Source organism: Vreelandella zhaodongensis, from assembly GCF_013415115.1.
GTDB classification, from domain to species: domain Bacteria; phylum Pseudomonadota; class Gammaproteobacteria; order Pseudomonadales; family Halomonadaceae; genus Vreelandella; species Vreelandella zhaodongensis.
Window position 1 is genome coordinate 23,439 of record NZ_JACCDD010000003.1, and the last position, 15,424, is coordinate 38,862.

At 53.4% G+C, this 15,424-nt stretch carries 13 protein-coding genes; 2 read left to right on the forward strand and 11 right to left on the reverse strand.

Annotated features, from left to right (window positions below; translation table 11 throughout):
- Positions 1-21: 21 nt before the first annotated feature.
- The 4 genes from hrpA to HZS79_RS06595 all read right to left on the reverse strand — a co-directional run bounded on the left by hrpA (position 22) and on the right by HZS79_RS06595 (position 7,322).
- The gene (gene hrpA / locus HZS79_RS06580) at positions 22-4,035 is read right to left on the reverse strand and encodes an ATP-dependent RNA helicase HrpA (RefSeq protein ID WP_179927395.1); all 4,014 of its coding nucleotides are present in this window, start codon (positions 4,033-4,035) and stop codon (positions 22-24) included.
- Positions 4,036-4,135: 100 nt separating this feature from the next.
- Positions 4,136-5,806: an AMP-binding protein gene (locus HZS79_RS06585; RefSeq protein ID WP_162219770.1), complete on the reverse strand. Its 1,671-nt coding sequence runs from the start codon at positions 5,804-5,806 to the stop codon at positions 4,136-4,138.
- A 259-nt stretch (positions 5,807-6,065) separates the two neighbouring features.
- Positions 6,066-6,863 (reverse strand): class II glutamine amidotransferase, encoded by a 798-nt coding sequence (locus tag HZS79_RS06590; protein ID WP_162219771.1) that lies wholly within the window; start codon positions 6,861-6,863, stop codon positions 6,066-6,068.
- 33 nt (positions 6,864-6,896) lie between these two features.
- Positions 6,897-7,322: a hypothetical protein gene (locus tag HZS79_RS06595; protein ID WP_162219772.1), complete on the reverse strand. Its 426-nt coding sequence runs from the start codon at positions 7,320-7,322 to the stop codon at positions 6,897-6,899.
- 62 nt (positions 7,323-7,384) lie between these two features.
- Between HZS79_RS06595 and HZS79_RS06600 the strand changes: the two genes are divergently transcribed.
- Together HZS79_RS06600 and HZS79_RS06605 are read left to right on the forward strand one after the other, a co-directional pair.
- Positions 7,385-9,490, forward strand: a complete 2,106-nt coding sequence (locus HZS79_RS06600; protein WP_179927396.1) for a S9 family peptidase — start codon at positions 7,385-7,387, stop codon at positions 9,488-9,490.
- Positions 9,491-9,661: 171 nt separating this feature from the next.
- A complete protein-coding gene (locus tag HZS79_RS06605) occupies positions 9,662-9,829 on the forward strand; it encodes a hypothetical protein (RefSeq protein WP_179927397.1) in 168 nt (55 codons plus the stop codon).
- Positions 9,830-9,885: 56 nt separating this feature from the next.
- Here HZS79_RS06605 and HZS79_RS06610 read toward each other — a convergent pair whose 3' ends face one another.
- The 7 genes from HZS79_RS06610 to dnaX are packed head-to-tail and all read right to left on the reverse strand — an operon-like array spanning position 9,886 to position 15,377.
- Positions 9,886-10,344, reverse strand: a complete 459-nt coding sequence (locus HZS79_RS06610; protein ID WP_162219774.1) for a YcgN family cysteine cluster protein — start codon at positions 10,342-10,344, stop codon at positions 9,886-9,888.
- A 27-nt stretch (positions 10,345-10,371) separates the two neighbouring features.
- Positions 10,372-10,980: an acyl carrier protein phosphodiesterase gene (locus tag HZS79_RS06615; RefSeq protein WP_162219775.1), complete on the reverse strand. Its 609-nt coding sequence runs from the start codon at positions 10,978-10,980 to the stop codon at positions 10,372-10,374.
- 7 nt (positions 10,981-10,987) lie between these two features.
- The gene (locus tag HZS79_RS06620) at positions 10,988-11,281 is read right to left on the reverse strand and encodes a YcgL domain-containing protein (protein WP_162219776.1); all 294 of its coding nucleotides are present in this window, start codon (positions 11,279-11,281) and stop codon (positions 10,988-10,990) included.
- Positions 11,278-12,411 carry a ribonuclease D gene (gene rnd / locus HZS79_RS06625; RefSeq protein WP_218927957.1) on the reverse strand — a complete coding sequence of 378 codons (1,134 nt, stop codon included), beginning with the start codon at positions 12,409-12,411 and terminating at the stop codon, positions 11,278-11,280. The genes HZS79_RS06620 and rnd overlap by 4 nt, the downstream gene beginning before the upstream one ends.
- Before the next feature lie 53 nt (positions 12,412-12,464).
- Entirely contained in the window at positions 12,465-13,070 is a 606-nt protein-coding gene (recR, locus tag HZS79_RS06630) for a recombination mediator RecR (RefSeq protein WP_179927398.1), read from the reverse strand.
- Positions 13,071-13,073: 3 nt separating this feature from the next.
- On the reverse strand, positions 13,074-13,400 hold the full coding sequence (locus HZS79_RS06635; RefSeq protein WP_179927399.1) for a YbaB/EbfC family nucleoid-associated protein: 327 nt from the start codon (positions 13,398-13,400) through the stop codon (positions 13,074-13,076).
- Between the two features lie 60 nt (positions 13,401-13,460).
- On the reverse strand, positions 13,461-15,377 hold the full coding sequence (gene dnaX, locus HZS79_RS06640) for a DNA polymerase III subunit gamma/tau (RefSeq protein WP_179927400.1): 1,917 nt from the start codon (positions 15,375-15,377) through the stop codon (positions 13,461-13,463).
- Between the last annotated feature and the right edge of the window lie 47 nt (positions 15,378-15,424).

A 15,424-nucleotide genomic window follows, 5' to 3' on the forward strand; every position in this document is an offset into this window, starting at 1 on the left:
ATCATCGTATAACAGCAAGCGTTAAACGCTAGCAATCTCTTCCCAGCGCTTTTCAAGGCGCTTCACGGAAACCGGCATTTTAGTGCCCAACTGCTGAGCAAATAGCGAGACCCTTAGTTCATGGATCCACCAGCCAAAAGCCACCAGCTCAGGGTCTTCCGCAGCGCCTCGACGTTCGCTTTTACGGCGTGCATCAAAGCGCGCTTCCAATGATTGGATATCATGCATCATCATTTGATCCCGCCCCCGCTCCCGCGCGGCTTTTTCAAGCCGGATTAACGCTGCTTCTGTATACCGAGGATACTCCGTTAACCACTCTCCCGCATCGCGAATAAAACCAGGGTAGACCAAGCGCTGCATCTGCGCGCTAACGTCGCTGTAAACAAGTGCTAACGCAAAGTTGAGCTTACCTTTCAAAACTTTAGTGACGGCTAAATGGCCTTTCAGGGCGGCCTCTACAGTCGTTAAAAGCGTTTTCGCATACTCCAGCAAGTTAGCCTCCGATGCCTCTAGGCGCTCCCTAAGAGCTTTTTCAGAGCGCGGAAGAGGATGTTGTGCCACCACCTGGGTAAATACCGCTAGCAGCAAGTCGTCGACTAATGCCTGTTTACTGCCAACCTTGGCAAACAGCAGTGCGCACTTCTCAACACCGGGCAGGCGCTTAATCGCTTTCACTTGTTCTGGCTGATGTGCGATCGCCAAACGGGCCACGCCATCTTGGTGCGCGACCGCTGCTTTTGCAGGATGATCAAAAAGGGCCACTTTAAAACGAGCCCCCTCTGTCACCAGGGCTGGATAAGCCTCGACTCGGATGCCTGCCTGCGTCGTGACACGCGACTCAGGTAGCGGCTCACTGGGCAAGCCTTCAAGCGCGGGAGCTTGACTGGCCTGATCTGCCAAGACTTGAACACCGGCACTGGCAGCTGCTTCAAAACGCCTTTCCAGTGCACGTACATCGCGCCCTTGTCCTAGCGTCTTACCGGCGTGATCCACCACCCGCACGTTCATGAGTAAATGGGGGGCTAACAGATCTAGCCGCCAGTCGTCAGGATGTACTCGGGTGCCCGTACGCCGCCGAATAAACTCAGCCAATGCTTCGGTGAGCGGGCGTTGGTCAGGCACCAGAGTTTCCAGCGCAGCATCGACCCAATCGGGAATAGGCACCACCTGCCGACGAATGCTTTTCGGCAGGGATTTAAGTAGTGCAATGCACTTTTCACGCAATAATCCTGGCACCAGCCACTCAAGTGCATATACCGGCAGTTGGGGCAACATGGCAGCAGGTACGGTCAGCGTTACGCCATCGTCTTCAGCATCAGGATCAAAGTGATAGCTCACCGGATAAGCAACGCCTGCTAGCGTGAGATGGTCTGGGTACTGCGCCTGAGTAACATCGTTGGCGTCCCGCGTCTTAAGTGCGTCGATATCGAACTTTAGTAGGTCGGGAGACTCACGTTCGACCTGCTTACGCCAGTGTTCAAACCCTTTGCCATTAACAATATCGTGAGGAATTCGTTCGTCATAAAAAGCAAACAGCGTCTCTTCATCGACCAGAATATCGCGCCGCCGCACACGGTCCTCTAGCGCTTCGACCTCTTCAATCAGCACTCGGTTGTGGGCAAAAAACTCACCTTTGGTCTGAAACTCACCTTCTACTAGCGCACGGCGAATAAACAGCTCACGAGACTCTTGAGGCGCAATCGGACCGTAATGCACTCGGCGGCGAGCTACAATAGGCAGTCCAAACAGCGTTACTTGCTCAAACGCGACCACCTGGGCACGCTTCATTTCCCAGTGAGGCTCACTGTAGCTGCTTTTCACTAAGTGCTGCGCTTGAGGCTCAATCCACTGGGGGTCAATTTTCGCCACCGTGCGGGCAAACAGTTTCGTCGTTTCAATTAGCTCAAATGCCATTACCCACTTCGGCGTTTTTTTCGCCAACCCTGAACCTGGGTGAATCATAAACTTACGGTTACGCGCGCCCAGGTATTCACGGTTTTCTAATAGCGTACCCAAATTAGACAGCAGCCCCGATAGCAGCGCTTGGTGCAACTTACCAGACGTTTTGCGGCGCATTTGCTTGGCCTGCTCTTCGCTCTCATCTTCATCCTTGACTGGCGGTGCGGGTACGTTGATATCCATATCACGCAGCAGCTGACGCAACTGACGGAACGTGTCATGCCACTCACGCATGCGTAGGTAGTTAATATAGTGCTCGCGGCACCAGCGACGCAGCTGGTTACCGGAGAGAGCCTCGCGGGCATTTTCAATACCGTGCCACAGGTTAAGTAGCGCGACAAAATCAGAGTCAGGGTCATGCCAGCGCTGATGCGCCTGATCCGCCGCCTGGCGTTTGTCGGCAGGTCGATCCCTAGGGTCCTGAATTGCCAGCGCTGAGACCACAATCAGCACATCCCGCAGGCTGCCCCGCTCGGCACCTGCTAGCACCATGCGCGCCAGACGTGGGTCGATAGGTAGCTTGGCAAGCTTGCGACCCAGCGGGCTAAGGCGCTGCTGCTCATCTACCGCCCCCAGTTCGAACAGCAAGCGAAAGCCATCTTTTACAAAGCGGCTATCGGGCGGATCAACAAAAGGAAAAGCTTCTATACTGCCAAGCTTTAGCGCCAGCATGGAGAGGATGACCGACGCTAAATTCGTACGCTGAATTTCTGGGTCGGTAAACGCTGGCCGCGCCAGGAAACCTTCTTCATCATAAAGACGAATGCACACCCCTTCTGCGACACGCCCACAGCGACCTTTACGTTGGTTGGCACTGGCTTGGCTAATCGGCTCAATCGGTAGCCGCTGTATTTTCGCACGGTAGCTATAACGGCTGATGCGTACCAAGCCTGGGTCAATCACGTAGCGAATTCCCGGCACCGTGAGCGAGGTTTCAGCAACGTTAGTGGCCAACACAATTCGCCGCCCTCGGTGGGAAGCGAAGACACGATTTTGCTCTTCGTTGGAAAGCCGAGCATAGAGTGGCAATATTTCGGTGCCGGGTAAGTCAGCCCGTCGCAGCGTATCAGCCGTCTCACGGATCTCCCGCTCACCCGGTAAAAACACCAGCACATCGCGAGGGCCATGCAGCCAGCCTTTCTCACGTTCAATGGTTTCGATTTCGCGCACGGCATGCAAAATACCTTCTTGCAGTGTGCGGTCATCTTCATCCTCTTCACTGCGCGCCAGTGGGCGATAATGAACATCCACAGGAAACGTGCGGCCAGACACCTCCACCACCGGCGCAGGTCTCTTAGCACTGCCAAAGTGGGCAGCAAAGCGATCCACATCGATGGTGGCTGAGGTAATAATAACTTTTAAATCAGGACGTTTCGGCAGCAGACGCTTTAAATAACCCAGCAAAAAGTCGATATTCAGGCTACGCTCATGGGCTTCATCAATAATCAGCGTGTCGTAACGCAGTAGCAAGGGGTCATGCTGAGTTTCCGCCAGCAGAATGCCATCTGTCATCAGCTTCACAAGTGTATTGGGCGAGCTTTGATCATTAAAACGTACTTGATAGCCGACCTGCTCACCCAGCGGCACACTCATCTCTTCTGCCAACCGCCCAGCCACACTGCGCGCCGCTAAACGACGGGGTTGGGTATGGCCAATAAGCCCTTTACGACCACGGCCAAGCTCTAAACAAATCTTAGGCAGCTGGGTGGTTTTCCCAGACCCAGTCTCCCCCGCCACGACCACTACCTGGTGGTCGCGGATAGCCTTTAGGATATCCTCACGCCGCTCCACCACGGGCAACTCAGCAGGATAATCCAGCGCCACCTTTAATGCTTCTCGGTTGGCAAGCAACTGCTTCGCTTTCTCAAGGTCACGCTGCACCTGCCGGACACCGTGGTCAATCGGCTTACTGTCTCGTTGACGCCGCTTAAGGCCTGCCACGCGACGCGCTAGCTGCTGTGCATCACGCAGCATGACATGGCCTATCTCCTCATCTAATACGGTGAGTGGATCAGCGGTTTGGGCGTCAGCATGGGAAGTTTGCGTGTCGGTGGTCACGTTAGGCTCGGTTTCCATCTCAGAATAAAATCGGCCCACTCCATGAGTGGGCCGACTATTGTAACGCCTTCGATAACAGGACGCCTAACAGCCGCCTGATAGCGAGCTCATCAAGCGCTTATGCGTTATTTGTTTCCTCATCGCGGAGCTGCCGACGCAGCACCTTGCCAACATTGGTTTTAGGAAGCTCATCCCGAAACTCGACGAACTTAGGCACTTTGTAACCCGTTAGCTCTTTTTTGCACCACTGGCGCAGCGTCTCCGCATCTAACTCACTGTTTTTGGAAACAACAAATAGTTTGATCGCTTCTCCGGCATCTTCATCAGGTACTCCAACCGCCGCAGCTTCCAGAATATCTGGATGGGCTGCTACCACATCCTCAACTTCATTTGGGTACACATTAAAACCAGACACCAGAATCATATCTTTTTTACGGTCAACGATTTTGATGTAGCCATCGTCCTGCAACACGGCAATATCGCCCGTATGGAACCAGCCGTTTTCATCAATAGAATTGCGGGTTTCATCATCGCGTTGCCAATAGCCCTTCATTACCTGCGGACCTTGAACGCACAACTCACCTGGCTCTCCCATTGCAACATCATTGCCGTCAGCATCAATCACCTTTACGGAGGTACCCGCAACTGGCTTGCCAATGGTGCCAAGCTGAATAGCATTGGTCGGGTTGAAGCTAACAATAGGCGACGTTTCTGTTAACCCATAGCCTTCTGCAATTGGGCAACCCGTTGTCTCTTCCCAACGCTGAGCCGCCGCTTTAGTCAGTGCCATACCGCCGGAAATGGTCAGTTTCAGCTTGGAAAAATCGAGCTGTTTGAAGTCGTCTCGATTGCACAGTGCGTTAAACAGCGTGTTGAGACCAATAAACCCTGTAAACGGCAACCCTTTAAGCTCTTTGACAAAGCTAGGTAAGTCGCGGGGGTTGGTAATCAGCAGCGAATGGTTACCTGTTTCCATTAAGAACAAGCAGTTAACCGTAAACGTATAGATGTGATAAACCGGTAACGGTGCGACTACCAGCTCTTCACCATCGGTTAAGTGCTCGCCAATGGCCGCGCGCGCCTGGAGCATATTGGCCACTAAGTTGCGGTGGGTCAGCATGGCACCTTTCGGCAAACCCGTAGTACCACCGGTGTACTGGAGCGCGGCTAAATCATCCATGGTGCGACTCACTTCGTTATGGCTCAGCGAAGCACCTTTTTTTAGAACGTCGCGGAAGCTAACGGCGCTAGGTAACGAGTAGGCCGGCACCATCTTTTTAACATGCTTCACAACCGCGTTAATTAGCCAGCGCTTGGGCACATCATGCAGGTCGGCAAGCTGCGTGACCATCACATGCTTAATCTCTGTTTTATCCAATACTTTTTCGAGCTTATCGGCCATGTTGGCCAAAATCAAAATAGCCTTAGCGTTTGAGTCTTTAAACTGGTGTGCCATCTCCCGCTCGGTGTACAGCGGGTTTGTGTTAACGACCACCAAACCTGCGCGCAACGCACCAAATACCGCAACCGGAAACTGCAGCACATTAGGTAGCTGAATAGCGATACGATCGCCGGGCACCAAATCGGTTTCGTGCTGCAACCAAGCAGCAAAATCGGCAGATAGACGATCGAGTTCAGCAAACGTAATCGTTTTTCCCATGCAGGTAAACGCTGGTTTATTTGCGAAACGTTTTACCGCTGAGTGAAAAACATCCGTAACTGAGTTGTATTGATCCAAGCCTTCAAGGGCTGGGCCACGTAAAATATGGGTATTGGCGTGTTCGCTCATGGGCAATCTCCGCTATCCGTGTCGATATTAGATCGACCTTGTTATTGTCGCGAGGCTAAGGAAGCAACGATATACGACGAACAGCGCGCTGTAAAACGATCGATTGAAACTTACGTTTCAACTTTAGCTTACAACGGTTAATGCCTTCAGCTATTCATCCTTGATCGCTCGTCAAAAATACTGACTACTGACTGTAGCGGCTAACTCCACGACTTGCCTAAGAAATCTCTGATGAACTGTTGCGTTTGACCATACTGCGTTAATCAGAGGCCTCCCCGTTACGACCATAACGCGCTTTAATTTCTCCCTCTCGCCATACCAATAACTCACCGGGCACCATGCGTTGCCAAGCCTCATTTTGGGTAAGCGGCTCGGTGGCGATAACAGAGACAATATCGTTAGGCGTTGTGTGTTCGATGAAATTAACCGTCATCTCAGCATCAGAAAGCTCAGCCTCACCAAAGGGGGCGCGACGGGTAATATGCGCCAGTTTGGTTGAACAGTAGCTATATAGATAAACACCATCTGATAACAAGAGATTAAAAACGCCTAATCCCCGCAGCTGCTCACACAACCCATGCAGCCGTTCCCACAACGATTCTGGAGAGGCTGGTGGCGTGGGAAAGCATCGGCGTAGCTCTCCCATCAACCAGCAGAAGGCGTGTTCACTGTCAGTATTACCCACGGGTATATAAACCCCTAGCGGTAGCGGCTGCCAATCACTGAGCTGACCATTATGGGCATAACACCAAGGGCGCCCCCACATCTCACGAGTAAACGGGTGAGTATTTGCTAGACGCACTCCGCCAACATTGGCCTGGCGAATATGGCTAATCACCACATTCGACTTGATGGGGTAGTCGCAAATTAAGCGAGCGATCGGTGAATTTACCGATGGGTGAGGGTCGCGAAATTCGCGATAACCTCCCTCCTCGTAAAACGCGATGCCCCACCCATCGCGGTGGGGCCCGGTGCCCCCACCGCGATGTAAAAAGCCGGAAAAGCTAAAGCAAATATCGGTAGGTACGTTGGCGCTCATGCCTAGTAACTCACACATTGCCCGACTCCCTAGCAGCGCCTTGAACACGCATCAATTAATAACCGGCTCTCGACGACGCGTGGGCTGGGGGTCTTCTTCTACGTCGCGGCCTTGATCTGACTCCTCAACGAACTGAGGCCTACGCCACCACCACAGTGCAATACCAACACACGCCCCAAGCGCGACGCCGAGCATCAGCCACAGCAGGCCGCCACGTAATGCGTTCGTGCTATGCTCTAAAAAAGCCACCGCAGACACCATGGCAGCGGGTGCCCAGCCGGTATAAAACTCGCCCTCTTCTACCAATGGTAAGCGATACCCAGCTGGTACCCACATTGCTCCAGCGATACTCCAAGTCAGCAGCAGGCGCGCCAGACGTGGCAAAAATGCCAGGGCAAAGTAAACCGCTACCAGCACAAGTAACGAAAGTCCGTAATAACTTAACCACAGCAGTGACATTGAGTCTTCAAACAGCATAATACCCCTCATGTGGGTGTAACCACCCGACGTTGATTTCCCGTTATGGTACCTGTCAATTTATGAAAGCACAGCCTGGTATGCACGAAGGCTCACCCATAGCGCACTATTATCGCGCTAATGACCCTGAATGGCACTGGTTAGAAGCACGTGATGCGCCTGATGTGAACCAATTTTTAAAAGCCGCTAACCGTGAGCACGCCAATTGGTTTGCACCATTACTACCGCTGGCCGAAACGCTTTACCAAAGCCACTTGGCACGCCGCGAACTAGCCGTTAAAAGTCTTAAGACAGCGTTAGACCACTTTACGTTCTGGAGCGACACCGCCGCCGAGGATGATTACCCCTGCTGGTGGCGTCACCCGAACGACCAGCCCGATGCTCATGAGTGCTTTCTTGACGTGCGTGACCGTGCCGCCGATCAGCCCTTTTATGACATGGGCGATATGGCACTTTCTCCTAATGAACAGTGGCTTGCCTGGACAGAAGATACCCAGGGTGACGAACGCTTCACACTGTGGTTAAAAGCGTTACCCGACGGAAAACCGCAGCAATTACTTAGCGATATTGGCGCCGGCATATGTTGGGCAGAGGATGAGACAACAGGCGGCGCTACGCTGCTATTTACACGTTTTGATGACACCCAGCGCCCAGATTCTATCTGGCGTGTGTGGATATCATTTTCAGCGCCCGAGCGTTTTACTGAGCCAACATTAGTCATGCGCGAGAACGACCAAGAGTTTTGGCTGGGTATCGGCAAAACGCGCTCTAAGGCTTGGTTATTCATTGAAAGTGGCTCAAAAGACACAACGGAAATTCATGCCCTGCCCGCCGCCCAGCCAGATGCCACACCGATGTGTCTGCATGCGCGCCAACCCGGCGTTGAAGTCAGCATTGACCATCGCCCGGGCGCATTTTATCGCCTGCAAAACGCCGCAGGCCCTCATTTCCAACTCGATTATATAAGTGACGCTCATCATCGCGACACTACTACCCACTGGCAGCCGCTGATTGCTCACCGTGAGGACACCACCTTAGAAGGCGTCGATGCATTTGCATGGGGCTTGATAGTGGCTGAGCGAAGCCATCGCGATGCCCAGGTCTTGCTTCGTCGCCTAGTGCTGGATAAAGACCATACCCCCACCTTAGATAAGCATATCGAACTGCCCGAAACGCCTTGTTCACAACTGCTGGAAGACTCGCCGCATTTCGATGCCAAAAGTGTTCAGCTGCGCGAAGAGTCGCTCACCCGTCCTCCTCACTGGTATTCACTGGATCTGGAAAGCGGCGAGCGTAAATTGCTAAAACAAGTGCCCGTTTACGGACAGCTTTCACCTGAACAGCTCACCAGCCGTCGGATATGGGCCACCAGTGTCGACGGAGAACAGATCCCTGTGTCAGTGGTCATGCGTGCTGATTTAGCCGACCAACCTCTACCCACCTTACTCTATGGCTACGGCGCGTATGGAGAAGCTCTCGATCCATGGTTTTCGATTGCTCGGCTTGAACTACTAGAGCGCGGCGCAGCGTTTGCTGTCGCCCACGTTCGGGGTGGCGGCGAACGCGGCGAGCCGTGGTATCTAAACGGCAAAATGGCGCATAAAGAGAACAGCTTTCACGACTTTTTAGCCGCCAGGGATGCGTTGGTGGAAACAGGCATAAGCCAGCACCAACGCATTGTTGCCTGCGGGGCAAGCGCCGGAGGCATGTTGGTGGGTACGTGTGTTAATCGTGCACCCGACGCTTTCTGTGCTGCGGTGCTGGATGTACCGTTTCTAGATGTACTGCGTACCATGCTAAATCCCGAGTTACCCCTTACCACCGCCGAATATAGCGAATGGGGCAATCCAGAAGATCCAGAAGTCGCCGAGCGGATACGTGACTACTCCCCCCTCGATAACATTCGCCCACAACGCTATCCGGCACTATGGATCGAGGGCAGTTGGTTCGATACTCGCGTCAGTTACTGGGAACCTGCCAAGTTTTATGCTCGGGTTACCCAGGCGCAGCAAGGCGACTCCCCTGTGCTGCTGCATACCGACATGAGCAGCGGCCACGGCGGCGCATCCGGCCGATTTAAAGCCTGGCGAGACACTGCCCGTCAGGATGCATTTATTTTGTGGGCTCTCGGTTTAGCCCCCATAAGCAAGACAAACCAGCAGCAATAGCTTTTTTCTCACCGTATTAAAAGGCTCACACGTTACGTTTAAGCAGTGCTCACGCGCTGCTTTTTTTGGCAAAAAACTTATTTATGGAAACACTTTCCATAAATAAGTTTTTACGCTATATTACCCGTAAGTTTTATAGACAAAAGTCTCAATCACACCCAGGAGCCCACCATGAGTTACCAGGAAAAATTTCTAACCATTTGGGACACCCCGCTGAAAGCGACGGACTCTTCCCAGCAACCAGCCAAGCTTGAAGCTGCAAACAAGCCGCACCCCTCTGCGCTTAAAGAAGTGTTTTTAACCATTTGGGATAGCACGAAAAGCAAAACCGCCAGCTAATGTTCTTACCATTAGCCAGCGGTCATTAAGCACGCCTGGAAGAGCTACTGTGGGATTCAGGACATCGGCAGCACGGCAATAATATGCTCTTCCAACAGGCGCTCAGGCACTTCATCCTGGGAAACCGCAAAATTTCTTACGCTGACACCCTTCCGGTGAACACGCTCAGCATCATTGCTTAGCAAAGGATGCCACCCCGCTAGCTTGCGCCCTTCGGCAACACGCCGGTAGCCACATGTATGGGGCAACCAAGTAAACTCTTTGACCAGCTCAGGGGTTAGCTGGGTGCAGTCAGGCACGCTATCAAAGCGATTTTCGTAGTCACTACACTGACAACTGCCGATATCCAGCAGACGGCAGGCAACATTAAGAATAGCTAACTCTTGTGTTTCATCATCGTGAAGCTTCAATAGGCAACATTGACCACAACCATCACACAGCGCTTCCCACTCCTGGGGTGTTAACTCTTCCAGTGAGTACCTTTCCCAGAAACGCTCACGCATGGCGGTGTCCATTGTTGATTCTCTCTTTTTTGAACATATTCACGGTTTGATCCTGCTAGTCGAAAGACCTTCGCTCTCAGCAGCCCCTCCGCCACTGGTTAGCGTGTCACGACACTCTTCCCATAGCGCAGTAAAATCGACTTCTAAACACGGGTAGTCTTCATACAGCCAGGGAACTAATTCGGCCAAACGGTTGGGCCCTGTTAGCCGTTTTCCGACCCCAGCCACCGCACGGCAGGTAAAGTCGAAATCAGCGTAGCGCCGTAGCCAATCATGCTCAACCAGCAGCGGCATCATGGTCGACAGTCGCTGCGGTGCCGGCCAAACACGTAGTAAGTGATAGCAACGTTCGATTAACTGATGTTGCTGCTCCCCCGCCTGCTGCCGGGCAAGAAAGTGATCCCACACAATATCTAGCGCGATCCCCGCATAGCGTCGCTGAGCCTTTGGCGCTCGCTGCTTAGCTTTTAGAACGCTAGGGTGACGATCCACCCAGGCATCCACCCGACGATGATGGCGAATACCGCTAGCAACCGCTGGTGACCATGCCGTTAAATCTTGCCCCTTCACACCATCAGCAATTAAGTTGCCGTAGAGAAACTCATCACTGCCGGGATGAGCCAGCCAGGCATGGGCAAGAAAGTTCATGACACGCTCACTTCCGCTCAGCGGCTTGTGCGCGATGTACATCCAACAAATAAGCTTCCTTAGCGGGCGGCATTTGCAGATAAAACCCTTGTTCTTGAATCGCTGTCATCACATCGGCAGCGTTAACTCGCGCCAGCTTTTTATCGGCTGTCAATATCATCGTCAGCACTGGCACCGGCTTACCAAAGGTGTCCATCAACGCGTCGGGCACCGATGACATCCCCTTCTGCTTGTCTATGTAGAGATACATTTCATCTTTACGTGAGCTTTTTAAAATCTCACAAAGCAGTTTCTCGCTCATTGCGATGAATCCTCAAGCGCCTGGTAAATGTCTTGCGTTAAACAGATATCACGCCAGCCATTGAGTGGGGTTAATGGCTGATTGGCTAACCGCTGCATGACAAGCGCCTCAATATCACGACGTCGCAACAGCATTTCAGGCGCTATTTGCAAAGCGTCCGCCTTCTCTGCCACCACCTTTTTAAGTGCCTTAAAGCGCCGTTTAAACGTAGGATGCATAGGGTCTGGCCAGCGCGCAGGCAAGTCGGCTTCAGGGCAGTGCTGGGCTTGTTTCACTAAAGCCAATAGCGCATCGCCTTCTTTTTTGACCAGCACGGGTTTAACCCCCTCAACCTCCGCAAGCTCATAGCGATTTTGGGGCATTTTTTCCGCTACCGCGAACAGCAGCTTATCGCTAACCAACCAGTTACGCGGCAAATCGCGGCGACGGGTTTCCCCTTCGCGCCAAATAGTCATTAGGCGGTAGGCTTCTAGCTGGCGAGGCTCAAGGCGCCACAGCTGACGCTGGCGGGTATACCACTGGCCGTCGCTTTCAACACTGCGGCCCGCCTGCTCGATCAAGCTAGCGCACTCGTCGTCAAGCCATTCGCGTCGCCCTAGTTCCGCTAACTTTTCAGCCTGTAACGCCCATACCTTAAGCAGGTAAATAACATCTAAAGCGGCATACTGACACTGGGAAGGCCTCAGCGGACGCTCCAGCCAGTTAGAACGCGTCTCCTCTTTGGGCAACGTCTCGCCAACCCAGTGCTCCACTAGCTTTTGATAGCCCATACCAGGGTTTTCACCCAAAAATGCCTGTGCCACCTGGGTATCCACAAGCGGTGCTGGCAGTACGCCTGCCCAGTGCTGGAAGACTTCGAGGTCTTCACTACAGGCATGTAATAGCTTTATCGCACTGTTTTGCAATAAATTGCGAAATGCTTCGGTGCAAGGCGTGCTCAATGGATCGACTAAATAGGCCATTTCACCGGTGGTGAACTGAATGAGCGCGGGCACCGGAAAAAAGGTGTTCTCGCGAAAAAACTCAGTGTCTAAGGCAATCACACTGGCACCTGCAACTTGCTCGCAGGCCGCATCCAGAGCCTCGGCACTATCAATCCATTGATATAAAGAAGGAGCTAAAGAGGACAAAGCAATCTTCCGGGTTGGCACAATCGCAAAAGCGCTTGCGTTTTTGGTAAGGGTCAATCGCTGGCGAAGGGCTGGCGACCGTTAAAGGCGCGGCTTAGCGTGCCACCATCCACGTACTCAAGCTCTCCCCCCATGGGAACACCATAAGCAAGACGAGAAAACGTGACGCCATAGTGAGCAAGCTGAGCGGCGATGAAGTGGGCAGTGGCCTCGCCCTCTACCGTGGGGTTTGTCGCAAGCACTACTTCACGAATATTGCCTTCTGCAATACGGCTTTCGAGCAAATCCAGACCGATAGCATCAGGGCCAATACCATCTAACGGCGAGAGATGGCCATGCAGAACGAAATAGCGCCCCTGAAAACCACCCGCCTCTTCAATGGCAATCTGATCAGCAGGCGACTCCACAACACACAGCAGCGCATCATCACGGCGCGGGCTTTCACACAGCGCACAAATATCAGCCTCAGTGAGCGTACGACAGCGCTGACAATAACCCACCTCTTCAATGGCTCGCTGGATGATTGCCGCCAGTCGCTGCCCACCAGGGCGCTCACGCTCTAACAGGTGCATTGCCATGCGTTGGGCTGTTTTAGGCCCAACGCCAGGTAATACACGAAAAGCTTCCATCAACTGCTCGACAAGCGGGGAAAAGCGCATCGGTTAGAACGGCATCTTAAAGCCAGGCGGCAAGTTCAAGCCGGCCGTTGCTTCTTGCATTTTCGCCTTGGAGTTCGCTTCTACTTTACGCACTGCGTCATTCACGGCAGCCGCGAGCAGGTCTTCCAGAAGCTCTTTGTCTTCCTCAAGAACGCTAGGATCAATGGTGACGTCGGTGACATCGTGGCGACCATTCATGGTAATTTTGACCATACCGGCACCCGCTTCACCCTGCACTTCCGCCTTCGCAGCTTCTTCTTGAACCTGCTGCATTTTCTCCTGCATTTCTTGGGCTTGCTTCATGATGTTGCCCATTCCACCTTTAAACATGCGGGTATCTCCTTAACGATCAAAATTAATAAAAGGGTGCTGCTGGTCAACCATCAGCCGCTAGGAACGTGATTCGGGCGTTGGTTTGACGCTTGACTCAATGAGCGTAGCTCCAAATGCCTGCTGTAGCTTCTGAATATTGGGGTCACGATGTAATAGATCAACGGCCTCCGCATGACGCTCTTGCTGCAGCCGCTCCTCCTGCTGGCGAGGTGTTTCCAGTGCAGTCGAAAGCTCGGCTGTCATAAACTCAATCCGCCGTGGCATGCCATAACTCGTTAACGCACGCGCTATGCGCTCATTATGCACATCAGCCTGCATCGCCGCTTGATTGGGGTCTAGCCGCAATACAACCGTATGCCCATCGTCACTTTCGAGCTGGCAATGCGCCGCCAAGCTGCGGGTCAGCCCGCCTAACCCAAGGGCATTGAAGCACGCAAGCCACCCGGCATGATCTAGCCAACCAGCAGGTGCGCTTGAGCTGTCCACAACATGCACTGGCGCCTCAGAAGAAATGGGCTCTGGCTCTGGCTCTGGCTCTGGCTCTAGCTCTGGCTCTGGCTCTGGCTCTGGCTCTGGCTCTGGCTCTGGCGAGAGCATAGCCGCACTCTCCACCTCATCAAGCGACCACGGCGGTGCCTGTTGCTCGGATGAGGCATCTAGCGCGCTGGATGCCTCATTCGTGACTGGCTCAGCATTTTCCTGCACAGCGGCTGGTTCAGGTGCATTGACCTGATTGATCGGCGGCGCAGGCTCAGGCTTTTTTGCTGTTGACTCATTAGAAACAGGTGCATGAGACACCGCTTCTTGAGAAGCAGCGTTACTGGAAGTTTCACGGCGCAGCGGAAGTGGTGTCGCTGAAGGCTTGGGCACCCCCTGCGGGCGGAACGCCAACATACGCAACAGGGTCATTTCCAGGGCGCTACGCAGGTCAGGCGCATGCACCATGTCGCCGCGGCCTTGAATGCCGATCTGGTAATAGAGCTGAATATCCTCGGCGGTAAAACGGCTAGCCAGCTGTTGAATCAGTTGACGATCACCGTGGCTGTTATCTACGGCATCAGGCACCATCTGAGCCACTGCCAAGCGGTGTAAAACCGCGGTCAGCTCATCCAGCACCGCGGCAAAATCAGGCCCCTGTTCAGAAAGCTGTGCGACCTCGGCTAGCAGTTGTTGAACATCCACATCCGCCAGTGCCTCCACCAGCGCCAGCACGTGACGATGATCCAATGTGCCGAGCATGGCAGCGACATCTGCATGGCGAACTGCGCCCTGGCCAAAGGCAATGGCTTGATCGGTTAGGCTCATTGCATCACGCATGGAGCCTTCTGCGGCCTTACCTAACAGCCATAAAGCGCTCTCGTCGTATGCGACACCTTCCTCACCCAGCACATAGGTTAGGTGCTCCACCACCCGCTCAGGAGGCATATGCTTAAGCGTGAACTGTAGGCAGCGTGACAGCACGGTAGCCGGTAGCTTCTGCGGATCCGTGGTCGCAAGCAAGAATTTCACATGAGGCGGAGGCTCTTCCAAGGTTTTCAACAGCGCATTAAAGCTACTGGTCGACAACATGTGCACCTCGTCAATCAGGTACACTTTATAGCGCCCTTGCGTCGGGGCGTACTGCACGTTGTCGAGCAGTTCACGTGTGTCTTCCACCTTGGTACGCGAGGCAGCGTCGACTTCGATCAAGTCAACAAAGCGACCTTCGTCAATCGCTTGACAGCTATCGCACTGACCACAGGGGGTAGAGGTAATACCTTCGTCACCACGGCCATTAGCGGTACAGTTAAGGCATTTCGCTAGGATACGCGCAAGGGTCGTTTTACCCACGCCGCGAGTACCCGTAAATAGGTAAGCATGATGCAGTCTGCCCTGGTCAAGGGCATTCACTAAGGCGCGTTGAACATGGGCCTGGCCCACGAGCTCGTGGAATGTACGCGGCCGCCATTTGCGGGCCAGAACCTGATAGCTCATTGAGCAATACTTCCTTTGGCGGGCTTAACTGTCGAGGCGAAATAAAA

Bases quoted from the DNA above. Each gene is read 5' to 3' on its own strand.
- HZS79_RS06635 (WP_179927399.1), bottom strand. From the start codon at position 13,400: ATGTTTAAAGGTGGAATGGGCAACATCATGAAGCAAGCCCAAGAAATG.
- HZS79_RS06600 (WP_179927396.1), top strand. From the start codon at position 7,385: ATGAAAGCACAGCCTGGTATGCACGAAGGCTCACCCATAGCGCACTAT.
- HZS79_RS06595 (WP_162219772.1), bottom strand. From the start codon at position 7,322: ATGCTGTTTGAAGACTCAATGTCACTGCTGTGGTTAAGTTATTACGGA.
- hrpA (WP_179927395.1), bottom strand. From the start codon at position 4,035: ATGGAAACCGAGCCTAACGTGACCACCGACACGCAAACTTCCCATGCT.
- HZS79_RS06585 (WP_162219770.1), bottom strand. From the start codon at position 5,806: ATGAGCGAACACGCCAATACCCATATTTTACGTGGCCCAGCCCTTGAA.
- dnaX (WP_179927400.1), bottom strand. From the start codon at position 15,377: ATGAGCTATCAGGTTCTGGCCCGCAAATGGCGGCCGCGTACATTCCAC.
- recR (WP_179927398.1), bottom strand. From the start codon at position 13,070: ATGCGCTTTTCCCCGCTTGTCGAGCAGTTGATGGAAGCTTTTCGTGTA.
- HZS79_RS06590 (WP_162219771.1), bottom strand. From the start codon at position 6,863: ATGTGTGAGTTACTAGGCATGAGCGCCAACGTACCTACCGATATTTGC.
- HZS79_RS06615 (WP_162219775.1), bottom strand. From the start codon at position 10,980: ATGAACTTTCTTGCCCATGCCTGGCTGGCTCATCCCGGCAGTGATGAG.
- HZS79_RS06605 (WP_179927397.1), top strand. From the start codon at position 9,662: ATGAGTTACCAGGAAAAATTTCTAACCATTTGGGACACCCCGCTGAAA.
- HZS79_RS06620 (WP_162219776.1), bottom strand. From the start codon at position 11,281: ATGAGCGAGAAACTGCTTTGTGAGATTTTAAAAAGCTCACGTAAAGAT.
- HZS79_RS06610 (WP_162219774.1), bottom strand. From the start codon at position 10,344: ATGGACACCGCCATGCGTGAGCGTTTCTGGGAAAGGTACTCACTGGAA.